Annotated in this window: 20 protein-coding genes; 11 read left to right on the top strand and 9 right to left on the bottom strand. The window is 57.8% G+C overall.

Annotated elements, in window-relative coordinates:
- The first annotated feature begins 375 nt into the window (after positions 1-375).
- Positions 376-708 carry a hypothetical protein gene (locus P0111_08055; protein MDF0643970.1) on the top strand — a complete coding sequence of 111 codons (333 nt, stop codon included), beginning with the start codon at positions 376-378 and terminating at the stop codon, positions 706-708.
- Between the two features lie 338 nt (positions 709-1,046).
- Here P0111_08055 and P0111_08050 read toward each other — a convergent pair whose 3' ends face one another.
- Positions 1,047-2,264: a sulfite oxidase gene (locus P0111_08050; protein MDF0643969.1), complete on the bottom strand. Its 1,218-nt coding sequence runs from the start codon at positions 2,262-2,264 to the stop codon at positions 1,047-1,049.
- Between the two features lie 491 nt (positions 2,265-2,755).
- On the opposite strand from P0111_08050, the gene P0111_08045 reads away from it, so the two are divergent.
- Positions 2,756-3,676, top strand: coding sequence for a hypothetical protein (locus P0111_08045; protein ID MDF0643968.1), 921 nt, complete (start codon positions 2,756-2,758; stop codon positions 3,674-3,676).
- A 64-nt stretch (positions 3,677-3,740) separates the two neighbouring features.
- On the opposite strand, the gene P0111_08040 is transcribed toward P0111_08045, so the two are convergent.
- The 5 genes from P0111_08040 to P0111_08020 all read right to left on the bottom strand — a co-directional run bounded on the left by P0111_08040 (position 3,741) and on the right by P0111_08020 (position 7,263).
- The gene (locus P0111_08040; GenBank protein ID MDF0643967.1) at positions 3,741-4,247 is read right to left on the bottom strand and encodes a hypothetical protein; all 507 of its coding nucleotides are present in this window, start codon (positions 4,245-4,247) and stop codon (positions 3,741-3,743) included.
- Between the two features lie 23 nt (positions 4,248-4,270).
- Complete coding sequence (locus P0111_08035; GenBank protein MDF0643966.1) at positions 4,271-4,714, bottom strand: hypothetical protein; 444 nt, start codon at positions 4,712-4,714, stop codon at positions 4,271-4,273.
- A gap of 70 nt (positions 4,715-4,784) precedes the next feature.
- A complete protein-coding gene (locus P0111_08030) occupies positions 4,785-5,240 on the bottom strand; it encodes a hypothetical protein (GenBank protein ID MDF0643965.1) in 456 nt (151 codons plus the stop codon).
- A gap of 586 nt (positions 5,241-5,826) precedes the next feature.
- A complete protein-coding gene (locus P0111_08025) occupies positions 5,827-6,531 on the bottom strand; it encodes a PAS and helix-turn-helix domain-containing protein (GenBank protein ID MDF0643964.1) in 705 nt (234 codons plus the stop codon).
- Between the two features lie 201 nt (positions 6,532-6,732).
- Positions 6,733-7,263: a universal stress protein gene (locus P0111_08020; GenBank protein MDF0643963.1), complete on the bottom strand. Its 531-nt coding sequence runs from the start codon at positions 7,261-7,263 to the stop codon at positions 6,733-6,735.
- Between the two features lie 623 nt (positions 7,264-7,886).
- Between P0111_08020 and P0111_08015 the strand changes: the two genes are divergently transcribed.
- The 3 genes from P0111_08015 to P0111_08005 all read left to right on the top strand — a co-directional run bounded on the left by P0111_08015 (position 7,887) and on the right by P0111_08005 (position 9,541).
- The gene (locus tag P0111_08015) at positions 7,887-8,294 is read left to right on the top strand and encodes a DUF4282 domain-containing protein (protein MDF0643962.1); all 408 of its coding nucleotides are present in this window, start codon (positions 7,887-7,889) and stop codon (positions 8,292-8,294) included.
- Between the two features lie 145 nt (positions 8,295-8,439).
- Positions 8,440-8,676: a hypothetical protein gene (locus P0111_08010; GenBank protein MDF0643961.1), complete on the top strand. Its 237-nt coding sequence runs from the start codon at positions 8,440-8,442 to the stop codon at positions 8,674-8,676.
- Positions 8,677-8,689: 13 nt separating this feature from the next.
- Entirely contained in the window at positions 8,690-9,541 is an 852-nt protein-coding gene (locus P0111_08005; protein ID MDF0643960.1) for an alpha/beta hydrolase, read from the top strand.
- 300 nt (positions 9,542-9,841) lie between these two features.
- Here the strand turns inward: P0111_08005 and P0111_08000 are convergent, their stop codons facing one another.
- The gene (locus P0111_08000; GenBank protein ID MDF0643959.1) at positions 9,842-10,000 is read right to left on the bottom strand and encodes a hypothetical protein; all 159 of its coding nucleotides are present in this window, start codon (positions 9,998-10,000) and stop codon (positions 9,842-9,844) included.
- 439 nt (positions 10,001-10,439) lie between these two features.
- Here P0111_08000 and P0111_07995 point away from each other — a divergent pair, with 439 nt between their 5' ends.
- The 5 genes from P0111_07995 to P0111_07975 all read left to right on the top strand — a co-directional run bounded on the left by P0111_07995 (position 10,440) and on the right by P0111_07975 (position 14,529).
- Positions 10,440-10,847, top strand: a complete 408-nt coding sequence (locus tag P0111_07995) for a hypothetical protein (protein MDF0643958.1) — start codon at positions 10,440-10,442, stop codon at positions 10,845-10,847.
- Positions 10,848-10,853: 6 nt separating this feature from the next.
- Positions 10,854-11,315: an isoprenylcysteine carboxylmethyltransferase family protein gene (locus P0111_07990; protein ID MDF0643957.1), complete on the top strand. Its 462-nt coding sequence runs from the start codon at positions 10,854-10,856 to the stop codon at positions 11,313-11,315.
- A gap of 176 nt (positions 11,316-11,491) precedes the next feature.
- Positions 11,492-12,952: a pyruvate kinase gene (gene pyk, locus P0111_07985; protein ID MDF0643956.1), complete on the top strand. Its 1,461-nt coding sequence runs from the start codon at positions 11,492-11,494 to the stop codon at positions 12,950-12,952.
- Positions 12,953-13,079: 127 nt separating this feature from the next.
- Positions 13,080-13,418 (top strand): hypothetical protein, encoded by a 339-nt coding sequence (locus tag P0111_07980; GenBank protein ID MDF0643955.1) that lies wholly within the window; start codon positions 13,080-13,082, stop codon positions 13,416-13,418.
- A gap of 298 nt (positions 13,419-13,716) precedes the next feature.
- Positions 13,717-14,529 carry a class I SAM-dependent methyltransferase gene (locus P0111_07975; GenBank protein ID MDF0643954.1) on the top strand — a complete coding sequence of 271 codons (813 nt, stop codon included), beginning with the start codon at positions 13,717-13,719 and terminating at the stop codon, positions 14,527-14,529.
- A gap of 473 nt (positions 14,530-15,002) precedes the next feature.
- Here the strand turns inward: P0111_07975 and P0111_07970 are convergent, their stop codons facing one another.
- Together P0111_07970 and P0111_07965 are read right to left on the bottom strand one after the other, a co-directional pair.
- Complete coding sequence (locus P0111_07970; GenBank protein ID MDF0643953.1) at positions 15,003-15,461, bottom strand: SRPBCC domain-containing protein; 459 nt, start codon at positions 15,459-15,461, stop codon at positions 15,003-15,005.
- Positions 15,462-15,624: 163 nt separating this feature from the next.
- Positions 15,625-15,969 carry a hypothetical protein gene (locus P0111_07965; GenBank protein MDF0643952.1) on the bottom strand — a complete coding sequence of 115 codons (345 nt, stop codon included), beginning with the start codon at positions 15,967-15,969 and terminating at the stop codon, positions 15,625-15,627.
- 128 nt (positions 15,970-16,097) lie between these two features.
- Between P0111_07965 and P0111_07960 the strand changes: the two genes are divergently transcribed.
- A complete protein-coding gene (locus P0111_07960; GenBank protein ID MDF0643951.1) occupies positions 16,098-16,394 on the top strand; it encodes a 4-oxalocrotonate tautomerase family protein in 297 nt (98 codons plus the stop codon).
- Positions 16,395-16,548: the final 154 nt, after the last annotated feature.

Here is a 16,548-nt window from a genome sequence, read left to right as displayed (position 1 = left end):
CCTCCACGGGTGATTGTCCCCTTTTTGAGGTGTCCACGAAAGTGGGGCTAGCTCAGCCTGTCCCACTTTCCATTCCCAGGAGGCACCGTGAAAGAAGGACGGATCGAAATTCAAGGTGATCACCGTGACACCGTCGCGAGGATCTTGGCCAACGCGGGCTTCCGTCCTGTCTTCGCCGGTGGCTGAATCGCTATCCCCTACTCCTCTCGCGAGCCAGAACCCAGGACAGGCCGGTTTCCAAGCTCCTTCGCCCTGCTTGCCGGACAGAAATTTTCCTAAACGACACCGCCGACCATCAGTTTCCTTCTATTGACTCACACAGATTAAGCGCTTACGCTTCCCTCCCCACACACTTGCATAACGAAAGGAGTGATCATGATCCAACGGAACTTCGATTGGGTGCGGGGATTAGGTTTGGTAGCGACAGCGTTTGCCCTGTCTGCTCTGGTGATCGCGAATGGCCTGCAATGGACGTCGGCGCCGGCCTATGCCACCGATCGCGGTGAGGAGCGGAGAGATAAGCGGGATGACCGACACGATGACCGGAGAGATGCGCGGGACACGCGACAAGAGGGCCGTGAGGCAGCCAGGGAGGCAAAGGAAGAGTGCAAGAAAGCAGAGGGTAAGAGTAATGCAGAATGTCGGCGGGAAAAGCGAGATGCCAAGGACGATGCACGCGACGCCGCCAGGGACATTAAGCGGGACTAAGTACAACGTTGGACGAAGGAACGCAATTTACAAAAGAGCGTACGAGAGCGGTTTCCTCCTGAGTCAGTGCTTCGAAATTCTGGGGCGTAGGGTTTTACGCATTCCCTACGCCCCTACCACTGGACTAGGAACTATCTCACTCGATCGGACGCTACCGCAGCCGTGAGCCGTCGTGAGGGTTTCCACAGCCGCACCGCCTCGACTTTGAACTCGTTCGTGAAGTGCTGTCGCTTCGCCATCGGACAACTCCTGTGCACCAGTTCCCCTTTTTGAAGGGTTCATGAAATCAGGCCCGGCTCATCCCGCCTCCCCGTTTTCGGCTCGGACATCCCCGCCTTTCACGCGATCCGGATCCGTCTCGTGATCTGCCCGTTGCTTTCCCAGTAGGTGTGCTTTTTCGTCAACAGCGGGTCATCCGCCCCAGGCTGTATCCCTCCTCCCGTGGCGACCGCGCGCGACGTGATCGTATGCTCGCCCGGCGTGGCATCCGTCCAGTCGAGGGTCCAGAATTTCCACGCAAAGCGCTGCTCCTTGCCGCGGGTGATGGTCGCCGGTCTCCAGGGTCCGTCATCCACGCGGACCTCGATTCGTTCGATTGGTCCTCCCCAGGCCGCGCCTTCGATCTGATAACGGCCGCCTCGCGAGACGACCCGCGCCGTCAAAGACTTGAGGCGCGCCGGTCCCACGACTTTTTGCGCCCAGACCGTCCTTCCGTCGGGTTGCGCCTCCTCACGAATCGTCACATAGTCGCGCGTCATGAACCGGCCGGCCCACCGCCTGTCCGTTACGTCTATTTGTGACAACCACTTGACGTTCGCCACGCCGTACCAGCCCGGTACGATGAGCCGAATCGGAAACCCGTGCTCCTGCGGCAGCGGTTCGCCGTTCATTTCGTAGCAGAGGAGCACTTCGGGACGCATGGCGTCAGGCACCGACAGGCTGCGGCTGAACTGCTGACTCATCTTGATGTTCCGAACTTCCTCTTCTCCCGCATCGGCTCCAAAGAAGACCGCTTCGATACCCTCTGGTCTGAGACCGGCTTCCTGGAGCAGCGGGGCAAGCGGCGTCCCGGCCCATTTCGCCGTGCCGATGCCGCCCGTAAACCAGTCGAACCCGTGGTTCCCTGCACATTCGATGGTGAACACCACTTCCTGACGAGGCCGCCGCTTCAGGTCGGCCAAAGTGTAGACCTTCGGATTTCGGACCAGTCCGGTGATCTCAAGTCTGTACTCCTCGGGGCGGATCACCGGACGATTGTAGTGGCTCACACTGAAAAACTGATCGTTCGGCGTGATCCAGTTATTCAGGTCCTGCCAATCCATCCGGTTCAGCTCCCCGTATGCTTTGACCGCCGCTTCCGGCGGAGCGGGCGGCCGATCCAGGAACGGGATGACCTGCCCATCTTCAGCCGCACCGGCCATTCGCGCGAAGCGCACAGGATCCATCATCGCCAGAAGGACCAGAGCGGATCCTCCCTTGATCAGAAAATCCCGGCGAGACAGGCCGGCGCCACGTAGCGGTTCCTGATTTCTGTCGCGTTCATTTTCTAGTGCCATGGTTTCCTCCCTTTGAGATGCGGTTTTGTTGAGACTTGCCAAATCGTTCACTGTCACGGTCTGCTGGTACGTTGTGTGAGAACGTTTAGTCATGATCTTCCTCCTGATGATGCCGACTACCGCGTCCTGTCTGCCCTCACTATACGGAATAGACCTGCCGGCGTCTTATCCGCGCGTCTGGCTCTCTTATCAGGAGGATGAGCGAGAATGGCGAGTGGCGGCGAGGAACAAACCGGGAGACCTATGAAAAAGGCTGTCAAATTGCACGACGACGCTCTCCAGTCGAACGAAATCCAAGGCGGCAGGCACCGGAGGGGGAACACCGCCAAAGGTCTTTGCCAAAACCGCCAACGAGGCGACGTCGAGAAACTCGCCGTAAGGATGACACCCCGGCATGTCCGCGAGCCATTGACGAGATCTGCCACTCGGCGTAGCGTACGGAGGGCGACTCGATGGCAAGTCCTGTGTCGCGGCCTCGAAGGGAGGACCTCATGATGCGAGCGGCTGGTACGCTGTGCGGGGTGTCTCTGCTGGTTCTGTTGGGAGTCCGGCCTGTGGCTCCCACCGTCTGGGCCGGCTCGGTCTCTCCTGTACTTCCCGTCGCTTCGGCGCCGGATTGCAAGAGTCTGGACAATGCAGCGGCCAGCTTCGCGCCACGCGCCTACACCCTGACGTCCATGTATGTTCGTGCGAAGGCGCCGGAATACTCTTTCGTCAAGGGAAATTGGGTCCTGGGCGAAACGCAGGGAATCCTGCCACCGAACAGCTGCTTGGATATTCTCAAACGGGAAGAGATCGGGGTCATTCAGATCTGGTTTTGGGTCCGGTACCTCGACGCTGCGAGGCAGATTCGCACCGGCTGGGTCTGGGGAGGGACGAAGAATAAGGACGAGGGCAGCTATGTCGGTGGAGATACGGCGCCGCATGCGACCAGCCGGCACTTCCCGGACACCCCGCCCGTCACCGATCCACTCGCTCTGCTTGCGTCAGCGGCCTACGCCCAAGGAGACACCCTGCCCCCGCCCGCGACAGCGCGCGATGAGAGCGAGGTCGCCCTCCCCAAACCTCCGGTAGTGGATATGGACTATTTAGTCGCGCTTCCGATCCTCAACTTCCAAATGACCGTCGGGACAATCTCCGCCTTGGTGCTGTTTGCGGTCATGCTGATGGGAATGATGGCCAAAGCCGTCTGGGACCAAATCGACACCGACGGAATGTTGCAGCCGACCAGGGGAAGGATCGTCCGCCCGCTGCTCGTCTCGCCGATCGCGTTTTCAGCGTTCTGGGGGCCGATGTACGTGCAGCAAGGAGGAGGGGGGTTGTCCCTCACCATGGCCCTCTACGCCTTTCAAATCGGTTTCATGTGGCAACATGTGCTTGAAAAGAAGGCACCCGGAGGAGGGAAGGGTTAGTCCGTGGATCTGTCGTCAGTGTGGGCAAGGGAGGGCGGGAGGGGGAACGAGGTATCCAGTTCGTTCATTCCTCCCAGAAGAACTTTTCCCAATCTACGGTCTTGTCCCACCATTGTTTATGCCGCTTCACGTCGTGTAAGGCGGGCGGGGTGACTTCATAGCAGAATTCCCACGTCGCATCGGCGGCCTTGGCCGGGATGCCTCCCTCGCGGACCTCCAGTAGATCCATGAAACGGTTCATAGCCGCGTACGTCCCTCTCCAATCGCCGCGATCGTAGAGGCTCCGAACAAGAAGGATCTGGCCGACATAGGGATCGAACGAGCCCGCCTCGCCTTTGGCCGAGGCGAGCCCTTCTTGCACAATAACGAATCCCGTTAATTGCTGCTCCCAGCCGTCGGAGCCGCTGTACATGGCGACCAAGGTGGCGACTCTCCAGGTGACATCGTGAGGACGATCCACCCAATTCTCTGGGATACCATTCCTGGCGGTGGCGGCGCATGGAATCGACGCCACGATCAGTACACACAGCACCAGCACGATCGCCTGTCGGAAGCGAATAATCTGGTTCATGGTTTCCCCCTGTTCGCTCTACGTCAGGGCACCACCCGAATTGTGCTCCGCAACGCCTGCTCAGCCCCGTGCAACGGACAGAAGAACGGGCAAGTTTGAGTGCCCGACACATCCGGTTCCGGCTCGCCCCTCAGCTGTTCTGTGCTCACGTGAACCCGTACGGTTTCCTCTGGCGCGACATAGACCCGTAGCGGTTTCACGGTCGGAGCCTCGGCTCCCTCCATAATCTGCTCGAACAGACCTGGAGCTTCAAACACATGGGTACGCGACGTCGGATTCTCCAAGACAAAGATCAATCCTCCATCGAGATCGCTGCGCTTGTGAATGACCACCTCGCGCGGAGACCAGGCTGCCGCATCGCTTTCCAGATCCTGGATGACAAAGTGGAACTCTCCACCGAGACCCGTTGGAGGCGTCGCACCGCTCATCGCGATCAACAGGAGCAGACCGATTACTGATTTCGACATTCGGCAGTGACTTCTCATCATGCTGCTCATCTCTTGTGTCATCGTCCATCCGGCTTCACACTGATCGAACCTACGGCACCACGCGGATCATCCCCCCCGCGTGGGCATCTCCCTTGTGAAGGGGACAGAAGAATGGAAACTCTTCGCTTGCCTCATCCGTGCGTCGCTCAAATTGCGCCGTGCCTATCTCTACTCGGACCGTATCGTCCGACGTCACATTGACCCGTAACGGCTTCCTGACGACTTCCCCGCCCGCACTCACCGCCTCCTCGAACAGTCCGTAGGCCGCAAACGCATGGGTACGATCCGTCGGGTTCTCCAGAATGAACGCCAACCCGTCCTGCATTTCGGTGCTGCGGTGAATCACCACCTCCTGCGGCACCCATAGGGCCCGCTTGTCTCCGAGGTCTTGCACCACAAAGTGAAACTCCGCAGCCCCGACCGGAATCCAGTAAATCAGCGCACCGATCAAGGCTGCGGTCGCCAGCGCACTCACACGGTGGGACCGCTTCCTGCTGCTCATCATGTTAGGCCTTCCGGATTCGGCAGAACGGCGCGATCATCGATTCGATGTCAACTGCCCGGTTACCCGCCTCGGCACTCGGTGATGAAGCACTTCCCTTTTACGGCTGGGTGCAGGTCTCACCACATGACATGCTGCATGAGCAGACTCATCATCGTGAGCGCGACTTCCCCCCGCCTCGTATGAACTCGTATGCAATGGCCCGTCATGGTCCTGCCCGAAGCCACGCGAAACGCTGGGCCAGCGCCGCCTCATGTCGCCTACGGCCCACATCGAGTCCTCCGCTCAAGTCCTGCGCGTACCGTTTTCATCACGCCATCTGCTGCGTTACCCTCAGCAATGTCCAGTGCGCCATCCATTTCCCTGCTTGCATTTCCCTAGTTGAACGTTACTCCCCCCGACACCCTCGAACAATGAGTTGGATGCATCATTTTGGCGGTGGGTTAGTCTCACCAGGGCGAGCCGTGGGATTCGCTTCAACGCCGCTGAAACAACGAGCTGAGCGGGAGGCGTGCCGAGATAGTCGAATCGCTGATGGAGAGAGGTCCGAACCTCGCTGACGGAGAACGGCTCTCACCCCATCCGGGGCCTACTTCTGAGGAGAAAATCCACCAGGAGGAAATGCGAGGGCGAGGGCCTGGAGGCGGCTATGCGCTCCGAGCTTTTCGAGAATATGCTGGATATGATTCCGTACCGTTACGGCGCTGATATACAGCATGTCGGCGATGTCTTTCGCAGTCTTCCCTGCGGCCAGCAGGCGCAGCACTTCTTTTTCTCGAAGACTCAAGGGCAGGGTGCTGGAAATGGTTGGAAGCTCGCCGGTCTCCTTTGGAGTCGACCGTCTCCGTGTGGTTTCAGAGACCGGTTTCCCTCCAGGGATCGACAGCAGGGCGTGGAGATCGTCGGCCAGCCGCGCCATCTTGAGCTGTTTCGTGATGTCGCGAAAGAGATGCATAGCCAGAAACCTGTGCTTTTTCCGAGAAGGAACGGGAAGCGAACTGATATTGATCCAGACGACACGGCCGGATTTCGTGTGAGTTTGCATATCGTGGTTGCGCACCCCAACACCGCCGGCCAGCTTGCTGCCGATCGCGCAGGAGGGCGAGCACAGCGGTTGGCCGCCCAATGTGTCGCCACACAGAACCTCGCGGCAAGGACGCCCGATCACGTCCTGAGCGCGAAATCCCAATAAGCGCTCGGCAGCCTTGTTCCAGAAGATCACCTTGCCGTCTTCATTCACCAGCATGGCGCCATCAGCAGTTCGGGACAGCATCATCATGACCGTGCGGTCCATACGTCCTCACTGGTGTCCTATCCCGCTTGCCGGCACATTATAATACCGATTGTCCGCGGAAAAGAATGTCCGGGAGTGGCTCAGACAAAGAAGGTGAGCTGCCGAAGGAGTGTGATCTGGGCCTCTTAAAAAAATCCTTGGATCAACACCCTAGAGTTTGTGACGTCCATGGGGAAGATACTCCCTGGCAGGTCGTTCGACTTATCCCAACACCCAGATAGCGACTCCAGTCATTTCCCGCAGCAAGCGATCGACGATACTGTTACCGAGGAACCGCCTGGTGCTTGCAGTCCCATGACGAGTGACCACAATGGTGCCATACCCTCCGGACTTGCCCTCATCGATAATGGTGTCTGCAATATCACGTTCATGGCCGAACTTGAGCGTCACGCGATCAAGAGGAAACCCCGCCTGTCCGAGCGGCCCCAGCGCTTTCTGGAGGATGGGATATTCGATGGCTGACTCGGTCCGCACCCACTCCTCCTGGTCTTTCCGCAACTGCGCTTCGAGACGGTCCTCAATCTTCGGATCCTCGGAGCCGCCGTGCTCCATCAACTCACGAGGCATGGGCTTCAACACATGAAACAGAGTCACGCTGATGTCGTGGGTGTCGCGCAGCAAGGATCCCACGTATGTCGCGGCCTGAGTAGCCTGATCCGAGTCTTCCACGACGATAAGAATCTTCTTCGGAATCACTCTGGTTGTGGAAACCTGTTCGCCTGTGGAAGTCAATATGGCACCCCTCCTGTCCGAACAATGTGCGCTCGACCGGACATGGCACGGCATTAAGCCTATTCCCGAGGGGGGAAGTAAGTCAACGCTCCGGGAGGGACGGAAGTGGGTCGGCTGGCCATCAGAATCACTGATGGTTGTTATCTGGCGAAGGAGAAAAGGCTAGCGGCCTGAGCCTGGTGAGCCCTCACTGTCTGTCCGATGAGGTCCTGACCTATACAACTCAGCAGACACGGGGACCAATCTCACAACTCGTTGCCCATTCGCTTTTGGTCGGCCTGGTGCCGCTCAGCGAGCTTCTTAGCGACTCGTACGATGTGGTCGTGCGTCGTGTGCGGACGTCGTGCGCAAGCCGAGGCGCGTATTTTTCTGAATACACCCCTACAGGGCGCCGAAACACCGTCCATTCAAGTTTCAAGAACTTGCGAACCAATTCGCCGGCGGATGAACGGCATGAGGTTTGCTGTTTTGTGTCTCTTCACCACAGAGCACGACTCTCGACGCGCGTTGGGACACGGCCAAGGCTCGCTGCCTCTGGACGGAGTACGTGCGAGCTTGATTGTATCGAATGGATGAACATGCCACCTTCAGCCTCGGAGGTTTTTATGAAATGTCCTGACTGTATGATGGATAACGCGAAGGAAGCGAGATTCTGCAGGTATTGCAACCTGCATTTTGCGACACGCACCAGGTCCAAGCCGCCCGGTGCCGGCTCGGTCGGGAATTACTTTGGGTTCAGGCAGATGGTCACGCCATTTTGGATCCAAATCTCCTATGTTCTTGGAATCACCATCATCGTGACAGTGGCGGCGGTGGCCATCGCCTTTCCGTACCTCTTTGCCACTGCCTCCGTCGAAGACCTGTGGGTTCGGGCGGGCGGGGTTCTCCTCTTGTTGGTAGGGAATCTGATCTGGCGGGTGTTGTGTGAGGGGGCGATTGTCGTCTTTCGGATGTATTCGCTCTTGATGAGCCTAGACGATCGGGCCCGCTGGATCGGTGAAATGGAGGCGGTGCAACAGTATCGGAGATGAAGTGGAGGGAACTACAAGCGAGAGCGGGATAGAGAGCGGCGCTGACCGGCGCCCCTCGTGCTCGACAACCACGCATCCGAATGTGCGACAATCGCACATAGTTGATTCCCCACGTGCCGCGCAGCCACCTCAGAGGGAGGCGCGTATGTTGGTCCACATTGTCGCCGATTACGGAATGGGAGATTTCGCCTTTGCCGAAGTCGTGCAACGGACCAAGGTGCATCCGCCGGACGTGGAACCGCTATCAACGCCGGCACCGGCAGGTCGCCTTCTCATTCACCTGCTCTCCACTCGGGAACCGGCTGGTGACGCGCCTCGCCGAATGCATCTCAGAACGGAGAGGCACGGATTCAATCCATTGACAGAAGGGATTGAGAATTGAAAGGAGAAGAGGCATGCCATTCGTGAATGTCGGAAAAGAAAACTCCGGAGACATCGAGCTGTACTACGAAGACCACGGCGCCGGCAAGCCGGTGGTGTTGATCCATGGATATCCGTTGAGCGGCGCATCGTGGGAGAAGCAGGTTCCGGCGCTGCTGAAGGCTGGATACCGCGTCATCACGTATGATCGGAGAGGTTTCGGCAAGTCCAGCCAGCCGACCGAGGGCTACAACTACGATAGGTTCGCCGAAGACCTTCACAAGCTCATTACGCACCTCAAGTTACAAGGCTTCGCGCTGGTGGGATTCTCGATGGGCGGCGGTGAGATCGCCCGCTACTTCGGGAAATACCGCTCGAACGGCGCGAGCCAGGCGGTGATCATCGGCGGCATTCCTCCGTTCTTGCTGAAGACGGACGACAACCCCGAAGGCGTGGACGCGAGCGTCTTCGAAGGCATACAGAAAGCGGTGGCCGCAGACCGCTACGCCTTTTTCACCGAGTTCTTCAAGAACTTCTACAACACCGACCTGCTTCTCGGGAAGCGCATCAGCGAGGATGCCGTGCGCGCCAGTTGGCAGATCGCTACCGGCGCATCCGCGACGGCGAGTCTGGCATGCGTTCCAACCTGGCACGAAGACTTCCGACAAGATCTTACTCATCTGAACGTGCCGACCCTTGTCATCCACGGTGACAGTGATCGCATAGTCCCGATCGAGGTCGCAGGACGACGAACAGCCAAACTCGTCAAAGGGGCTCGGCTGGTGGTGGTGAAAGGAGGCCCCCACTGCATCACCTGGACCCATGCAGAGGAAGTCACTGCCGAACTGCTGAGCTTCCTTGGCGGACAGGCCAACCGCAGCACCTAGCGGACTCGCCTAAGACCCGGCGGTCAGCTCCATTCAGTCGGAATGCCTGCTCCATGTCGGGCCGATCAGTCGGTGGATCAGACGCCAGCCACCCCTGCCTGATGGGACTCACTCGTTGGGTGGTAGCGGGTCAGTTTCCTCTTCCGTCATGCCTGCGAAGGCGAGCGTCCACTCCTTGATTCAGACTCCATGCTGAGGAGAAGGGCGGGACCGGATTCCCGCTTCCGCGCGAGTGACAGACTGCAGTGCTGCTGATGGCAATCTGACCCACGATCCGTTGGTTCTGCGTTGGGTTTAAGGTCAACCCTGTAGCCGGCCACCTCTCATGACATTTGCCGCAAGCTGGATGACATCCCCAAGAACGAGATTTCCAACCATCCACCAGGACATCCCGGCGCCAATTGCCAGTGCTGCCTCAAGAAGAACCTGCAAGAGATTGTGCGTCTTTTCTAGTTTCATCGGGTCGCCTTCGTACGCTGCTGTGTGATCCTCAATGGCTTCTCACTTCCTACACAGTGCATAAGCATCACTCATGCCATAGCTGGGTCCACCTCTTCGCATCCTCCAAACCTTCTGAAGCGTTTGATTCGAGGGAGAATTGTCTTTCTACAGGCAATGAGACTCACAGAGATCTTGATTTGCTGGGCGGGACGAACGGAATAGAAGAGATGCGCAGAGGAATCTAATTGGATTCACCCAATACCTTACCTCTTCTATGGCCATGGGTTAGGGCTTTTCGCTGTGGACTTTTGTTCAAGGCCGCGGCGGCCGGAATGACAAACCTCAGTGCCTCTCCGGGCAAACTGACCCACTACTCCAGACTTTGATAAATGGACATGCCTGTATCAACAACGTAACATGGGTGGACTCCTCATTCGACACCGCGAGGTGTTACCTGATGCCCCTTGTTGTCGGCGTTCTCCTCGCGATTGCCATCGCCGCCCTTGCCAAGTTCACACGCTTCGATGAGGAACGCAGCTTCTATTCCACTGTACTCGTCATTATCGCGTCATATTATGTGCTGTTCGCTGTTTTAGGCGGTTCCAGTCACGCGTTGGTCTGGGAGTTGGTCATCGCCGTCGCGTTTTCAACAGTCGCGATCATTGGAGCACTTTTTTATCCCACGCTCGTGGGGACTGGGATTGTTGCACATGGTCTCTTTGATCTTGTGCATGACAGTCTCATTGAGAACGCTGGCGTCCCGACATGGTGGCCGACCTTTTGCGGCAGCATTGATGTCTTGTTGGGGCTGTGGGTGATTGCCCTTACCCGTTCCCGACCGAATGGTATGTTCCGACTACAGTGATCTCCCATGTTCAAGGCGCTGGAACTGAAAGTACCCCCGTTGGCGCTCGTCTTTCTCTTCGGCGCTGTGATGCGGCTCGTCTCTGCCTATTCTGCGTTCACCCTCTCACTGCCGTGGCGTGCGGCGTTCGCTCGTACTGTTTTCACCGTGGGGCTCGCGATCGCAATTGCCGGCGTCTTGGCGTTTCGACGGGCGAAGACCACCGTCAATCCGCTTACACCGGACGCGACCACGGCGATGGTCACCTCGGGGATTTACCGCTTCACCCGTAATCCGATGTATCTTGGCTTCCTCCTTGTTCTTGCCGGATGGGCGGTGTATCTCTCCGATTTGCTGGCCTTCGCACTCCTTCCCCTGTTCGTCTGGTACATGAATCGATTTCAAATCGTACCTGAGGAGAGAGCCTTGTCGGCCAAATTTCCGGAGGCATTTACGGCATACAAGCGTTCGGTTCGCCGGTGGTTATGATCACGGGGCGTGGCGGGCCCGGCGAACCATCCATTCCACCGCGCCCCGCGATAGACCACGCCGGCGATACACAGTACAATGGCCTCGGTTCTTCGTTTTCAGTTTCATGAAGTCGTCATCGGTCTGTGAGTGCCGCCTCGACGAGCGAGGAGAGACCGGTACCACGAGGAGCACGCATGCAAAAGACTCGGATTATCTGCACGATCGGCCCGGCTACGGAATCCTTTGAGATGTTGCAGAAGATGTACGAGGCCGGGATGACTATTGCGCGACTGAACATGTCCCATGGCGACCACGACTCCCACGCCAAGGTCATTCAGCACATCAAGACCCTCAACAAGAAGGTCAAGTTTCCCATCCCCATCCTACTGGATACACAAGGCCCGGCCATCCGCACCGGGAACCTCTCCAACGAACTCGATCTGCGCCAGGACGCCATCGTATCCGTTACCACGCGCGGACAGCTGGACGTTGAAGAGAGCTCCATCCACATCGACTATGAGGACTTGCTTGAGCAGGTCAACGTTGGGGACAAGATCACCGTGGATAACGGGCTGATCAATTTGGAGGTGCTGGAGAAGCACGAGCGCGTGATGCGGTGCCGCGTCTTGGACGGCGGGCTCTTGAAGAGCAAACGGCACGTCAATCTTCCGGGTATCCGTGTCAATCTTCCGGCGATCACCCAAAAGGACACCAAGGATATCCTGTTCGGCCTGGAACGGGATGTGGACTTCATCGCGCTGTCTTTCGTCCGTGAAGCCGCGGATATTCAGCAACTCAAAGCACTCATGGGTGAAAAGGTCGGGCGGGTGAAGATTATCGCAAAGATCGAGGACCAGGAAGGCGTTCGAAATCTGGAAGAGATCATCAAGGAATCGGACGGCATTATGGTCGCGCGGGGGGATCTGGGAGTGGAAATCAACATCGAGGATCTCCCGAATGTCCAGCGCAGGATCGTCCAACTCTGTGCCGAGCACGGAAAGCGGGTGATCGTCGCAACCCACCTGCTCGAATCCATGATTCACAATCCGCACCCCACGCGTGCCGAGGTCACCGACGTCGCCAACGCGATCTATGAAGAAGTCGACGCCGTCATGCTGTCCGGCGAAACCACGGTCGGGAAGTATCCGGAGAAGTGTGTCGAATACCTGCGCAAGATCGCGCTGAAATCCGAGACGATCCCCGGATTGCGATTTGCAAAACAACTGCGCGATGCGGGCAATAAACAACAATTAGCGGCGGCGGCCGTTCAGCTCGCCGAGGGAGTCAACGCCAAGGGAATCGTCGTGATCACCAGACGAGGACTCATGGCGGATCTCGTCGCAAACTGCCGTCCCTTCTCTACCAATATCTACGCCTTTACGAACATGAGCCAACCGCGACGGACCATGATGCTCAATCGTGGAGTTTTCCCTTTCAAGATCGATTTCAGTTCCGACCCTGAAAAGACACTGCAGACGGCGTTCCGCATCCTGAAGGACCGAGAACAGTTTCAAGTCGGCGACAAAGTCGTGATCATCTCGGATGTTCTGGCTCAACAACGAGTCGACTCGATTCAGATTCGCGACGTCCCCTCCGACGACATTGTGTCCGACACAGCTCCCGCCGCAGGTGCGGTCTCCTCATCGCTCGGGTAAGCCATCTGGAATCGTCCGGAATTTCTGGATATTGACGACATCGGCCTGTCGGTTCTGCTGAAGGAGGAGGATTTCTACGATCTCACATGGGCATATCTGCCGCGGGCGCGTCAGGACAAGGTGGTGCATGAGGAAATGTTCATTGATCCGTATCCACATCTCGCGCGAGGGAGTCAGTCTGAACGGCTTCGGGCTGGATTTTTCGGAGATGGGCCACCTGCCGAAACAGTTCGCTCGGGTGTTCGCCAAATGCAAGGAACTGCCCATCACCCGGAAACACCTCTACGACTTGGTACACAATGCCTTTGAAGAGGTCTGGGTGAGTCAAGTGGTGCAGGCCCGATACCTGAGCGGACTCAAGCGACCGTTTGCGCAGTCAGAGCCTTCCTCTCGTGTCCATGGGCGAACCACCATTTCGGCGCAATGCCCGGTGGCCCGTCCCCTCTTCTCCCCTTCTTCAGCATAGACGGCATGCCGTGGACTCAGTAGAATGTGCCGCGCTGCTTTCAGACTGAAATCAAGGGCCTGCCATGATGACCGCCTACAACCGTCTTCAGCGATGGACTGGGTCTCTGGTATTGGCAGGCTGCTGTACATGCGAGGCTGAGAGACGAGCGGGAAACATCGCATTTGGGAGAACATCAATCCTCAATATGTCCCGTCGGTTCCGGTGTCCGTCCACTGAAGCATTGTGATGATCGGGCTGTCAGCAAGGCTGCTGGCCAGATGCGGCGTCCACTTCACTCAAGAAAGGGAACAGTCCCATGAATCCAAATCAAGCACTCTGGGAAAAGGGCGACTTTACTCGGATCGCGGCAAGCATGCGCGAGAGCGGCGATGCGCTCGTGAAGGGCCTCGGCGTCACGAAGGGTGTGAAGGTCTTGGATCTGGGCTGCGGCGACGGTACAACGGCATTACCCGCGGCAAAACTCGGCGCGGAAGTGTTGGGCGTCGATATTGCGCGCAATTTGGTTGAGGCCGGAAACAGGCGTGCCCAGCGGGAGGGACTCACCAACTGCCGGTTCCAGGAAGGGGACGCATCCGCGCTACGCGAGTTGAAAGACCAGTCGTTTGATCTGGTCGTGAGTATGTTTGGAGCCATGTTTGCCCCCAAGCCGTTTGACGTGGCCAAAGAAATGGTGCGCGTGACCAGGGCAGGCGGTCGGATCGTGATGGGGAACTGGATCCCCAACGATCCCACGCTGGTCGCACAAATTCTGAAAATCAGCTCGGCCTACTCGCCGCCACCACCCGAAGGCTTCGTGAGTCCGATGACATGGGGGATCGAGAACAACGTGATCGAGCGGTTTGCCAAGGCAGGGATTGCTCCGGAGAAAATTTCCTTCGCCCGAGACACATATGCCTTCAACTATCCCGGCACGCCCTCGGAGTTCGTCGAGGCATTCAGACAATACTACGGGCCCACCATGAACGCCTTTGAAGCGGCGGAGAAGAACGGCCGAGCCGGCGATCTATTGAAGGAGCTCACCGCCCTGTTCAACAGCCACAACACGAGTCCGGGCCGGGAGGTCACCTCCATTCCTGCAACCTTCTTGCGTGTGACGGTGTCGATGTAAGGCCCGACGACCCAGCCGGATTCGGACAAACACAGGAGGAGAAGAATAGGTCGCGACACAACACGCAAGAAGGTTGCTTCTGCTTTGCGGATGACATGAGGTGCGATGTGTAGCGATTACATTCCTCACGACCTCAACACCCATGCCTGGGGGAAGCAACATGGTACGATCATGGTCTTGGCGTCGCTTTAGAAGCTTCCGGCGATGGAAGAAATGCACCACCCCCATGTTAATCAATGTCGAGACAGTCGAACTGATCTCGTTCTCCAGCGATACCGCGCGCCCGAACGGCAAGTGGATGCTTCGCCGTCCACTGACATTGCCGGGCAGTCCAGTGCCTCTATTCCTCGAAGCTACTGGGATCCCTTCGCGGACCGAATGCAGCAACGCCAAATCAGCCGCGCCAAACGCTGAGCCCACGGCATAGCACAGAGACTCTCTCCTCTACTCTGCCCTACGACCTCTCACCGACGTTAGTTCCAATTGTCGATCTTGATGTCGTATGGCGAGGGCTTCCCTTTCCCTGTCTCAACCAGATCTCTCAGACTCAATAGGAACGTGGCCCATTTCATGCTGCAATGGGCGGTGAATGGGCCTGCCTCGCGCCAGTTCTTGTGTGCGAAGAGCACGATCGTGCAATCGCCTTCCTGGGACAGGTTGAAAATCACGTCGGTCCCCATCCATTCCTCTGGACCTGACACCACGCGCCAACGCACTGCCTTGTCGGCATCGAGCGCTGTAACTTCCATGACCATGCCACCGATCTGTTTTCCATCCGTAGAACGGAAGCGCGCTTCAATCGTTCCTCCGATTTTGGATGAGCCGGACGTATGTGTTGTCCACCAACCGGCGACGCCATCGACCGTCGATAACGCTGCGTACACTTTCGCAACCGGCGCCTTGATTCCAACCCTGTGCATGATGTCGACCATCGCGGCCTCCATTCAGTTGTGACAAATTTTCACGTCGTCCCCATAGCCGATCCATCGGCAAGGACTCCCGTCGGCTTTCGCTATTTAGTCGTTCAGAGACGTCAAAATCGACAATTCGGAGGTGCGGACAAGACAAGGACACAGTCGCTCCTACCCAGGTGTATCACCTGCTCGACTTGCAACCGAGCCAGAAGCATGCTGTTGAGAGGGCGCCGAAGATGGCGAAGAAGACCATCGGTTGCCACGTCCCGTGGAGAAGGCTGAGGGCGGCAAGGGCAACGACGAGCGACCAGCCTTTGCCGAATTTGAATAGACGCGCTTGTACTGAGGCCTCCCCCGGCTTTCCCGATGTCCGTCCTACCGCCAGCGAAGCGACTAGTCCAATGACGACCGCTACGTACAACCACTCCTCGATCTCTGACATCATCGAGAAAATGAGGACGAGGGCGATTCCCAAGGGGGTCCATACCATCAGTCGGGCAGGACTTACCCCTGTTTGCTCTGTCATCTGCATCTCGGTTCACACCCTTCTGCCACGAACCATGTGCGGGGTGACGTCCGCTCACCTGATCGGCCCGTACCATAGAGGTCGGAACAAGAAAAGGGTAAGATCTTGACCCTCACGAAGGAGTGATCATGCCATACGTCAATATCCAGATTACAAAGGGAGCCACGAGAGCGCAGAAAGCCCGACTTGTGAGAGAAGTGACCGGTTCGCTCGTCCGAATCCTGGGAAAGAAGCCGGAACACACGCACATCGTGATTCAAGAAATCGCCGAAGGAGACTGGGGATTCTCGGGACTGTTGACGGACGACTGGAAGAAACGTCAGAGGACCAGGGAAGGCGCACCCTCCGCAGGACATGGTAAAGAACACAGCCGGAAGCGATCTGTTTGGGGAAGCCGTGCCAGACAACGGGGAGCGACGGAATAACATGAGAGTGTCTCGTTCACCAAGGAGGCCGCCATCGGACGAGCAAGCAAGACGACGCTCGCAAACAGGCGATCGCGAGAAGGCGTTCCGGATGCAGCGCAAGAAATAGGAAGCCCCGTGCACGCCACTAGCTATTCCGCTCGTCACCTGCTAT

This window comes from Nitrospira sp. (genome assembly GCA_029194535.1).
Lineage (GTDB): Bacteria > Nitrospirota > Nitrospiria > Nitrospirales > Nitrospiraceae > Nitrospira_C.
Note: the sequence above shows the minus strand (reverse complement) of the source record. Positions and strands in the feature narration are given on the sequence as shown.

What these genes read in the sequence shown, in the direction of transcription:
- P0111_07980 (MDF0643955.1), top strand. Translation starts at nt 13,080, where the DNA reads ATGAGGAAATGTTCATTGATCCGTATCCACATCTCGCGCGAGGGAGTC.
- P0111_08055 (MDF0643970.1), top strand. Translation starts at nt 376, where the DNA reads ATGATCCAACGGAACTTCGATTGGGTGCGGGGATTAGGTTTGGTAGCG.
- P0111_08010 (MDF0643961.1), top strand. Translation starts at nt 8,440, where the DNA reads ATGTTGGTCCACATTGTCGCCGATTACGGAATGGGAGATTTCGCCTTT.
- P0111_07965 (MDF0643952.1), bottom strand. Translation starts at nt 15,969, where the DNA reads ATGACAGAGCAAACAGGGGTAAGTCCTGCCCGACTGATGGTATGGACC.
- P0111_07990 (MDF0643957.1), top strand. Translation starts at nt 10,854, where the DNA reads ATGTTCAAGGCGCTGGAACTGAAAGTACCCCCGTTGGCGCTCGTCTTT.
- P0111_07975 (MDF0643954.1), top strand. Translation starts at nt 13,717, where the DNA reads ATGAATCCAAATCAAGCACTCTGGGAAAAGGGCGACTTTACTCGGATC.
- P0111_08005 (MDF0643960.1), top strand. Translation starts at nt 8,690, where the DNA reads ATGCCATTCGTGAATGTCGGAAAAGAAAACTCCGGAGACATCGAGCTG.
- P0111_08045 (MDF0643968.1), top strand. Translation starts at nt 2,756, where the DNA reads ATGATGCGAGCGGCTGGTACGCTGTGCGGGGTGTCTCTGCTGGTTCTG.
- P0111_08030 (MDF0643965.1), bottom strand. Translation starts at nt 5,240, where the DNA reads ATGATGAGCAGCAGGAAGCGGTCCCACCGTGTGAGTGCGCTGGCGACC.
- P0111_07960 (MDF0643951.1), top strand. Translation starts at nt 16,098, where the DNA reads ATGCCATACGTCAATATCCAGATTACAAAGGGAGCCACGAGAGCGCAG.
- P0111_07995 (MDF0643958.1), top strand. Translation starts at nt 10,440, where the DNA reads ATGCCCCTTGTTGTCGGCGTTCTCCTCGCGATTGCCATCGCCGCCCTT.
- P0111_08000 (MDF0643959.1), bottom strand. Translation starts at nt 10,000, where the DNA reads ATGAAACTAGAAAAGACGCACAATCTCTTGCAGGTTCTTCTTGAGGCA.
- P0111_08050 (MDF0643969.1), bottom strand. Translation starts at nt 2,264, where the DNA reads ATGGCACTAGAAAATGAACGCGACAGAAATCAGGAACCGCTACGTGGC.
- P0111_08015 (MDF0643962.1), top strand. Translation starts at nt 7,887, where the DNA reads ATGATGGATAACGCGAAGGAAGCGAGATTCTGCAGGTATTGCAACCTG.
- P0111_08035 (MDF0643966.1), bottom strand. Translation starts at nt 4,714, where the DNA reads ATGTCGAAATCAGTAATCGGTCTGCTCCTGTTGATCGCGATGAGCGGT.
- P0111_08040 (MDF0643967.1), bottom strand. Translation starts at nt 4,247, where the DNA reads ATGAACCAGATTATTCGCTTCCGACAGGCGATCGTGCTGGTGCTGTGT.
- P0111_08025 (MDF0643964.1), bottom strand. Translation starts at nt 6,531, where the DNA reads ATGGACCGCACGGTCATGATGATGCTGTCCCGAACTGCTGATGGCGCC.
- P0111_07970 (MDF0643953.1), bottom strand. Translation starts at nt 15,461, where the DNA reads ATGGTCGACATCATGCACAGGGTTGGAATCAAGGCGCCGGTTGCGAAA.
- pyk (MDF0643956.1), top strand. Translation starts at nt 11,492, where the DNA reads ATGCAAAAGACTCGGATTATCTGCACGATCGGCCCGGCTACGGAATCC.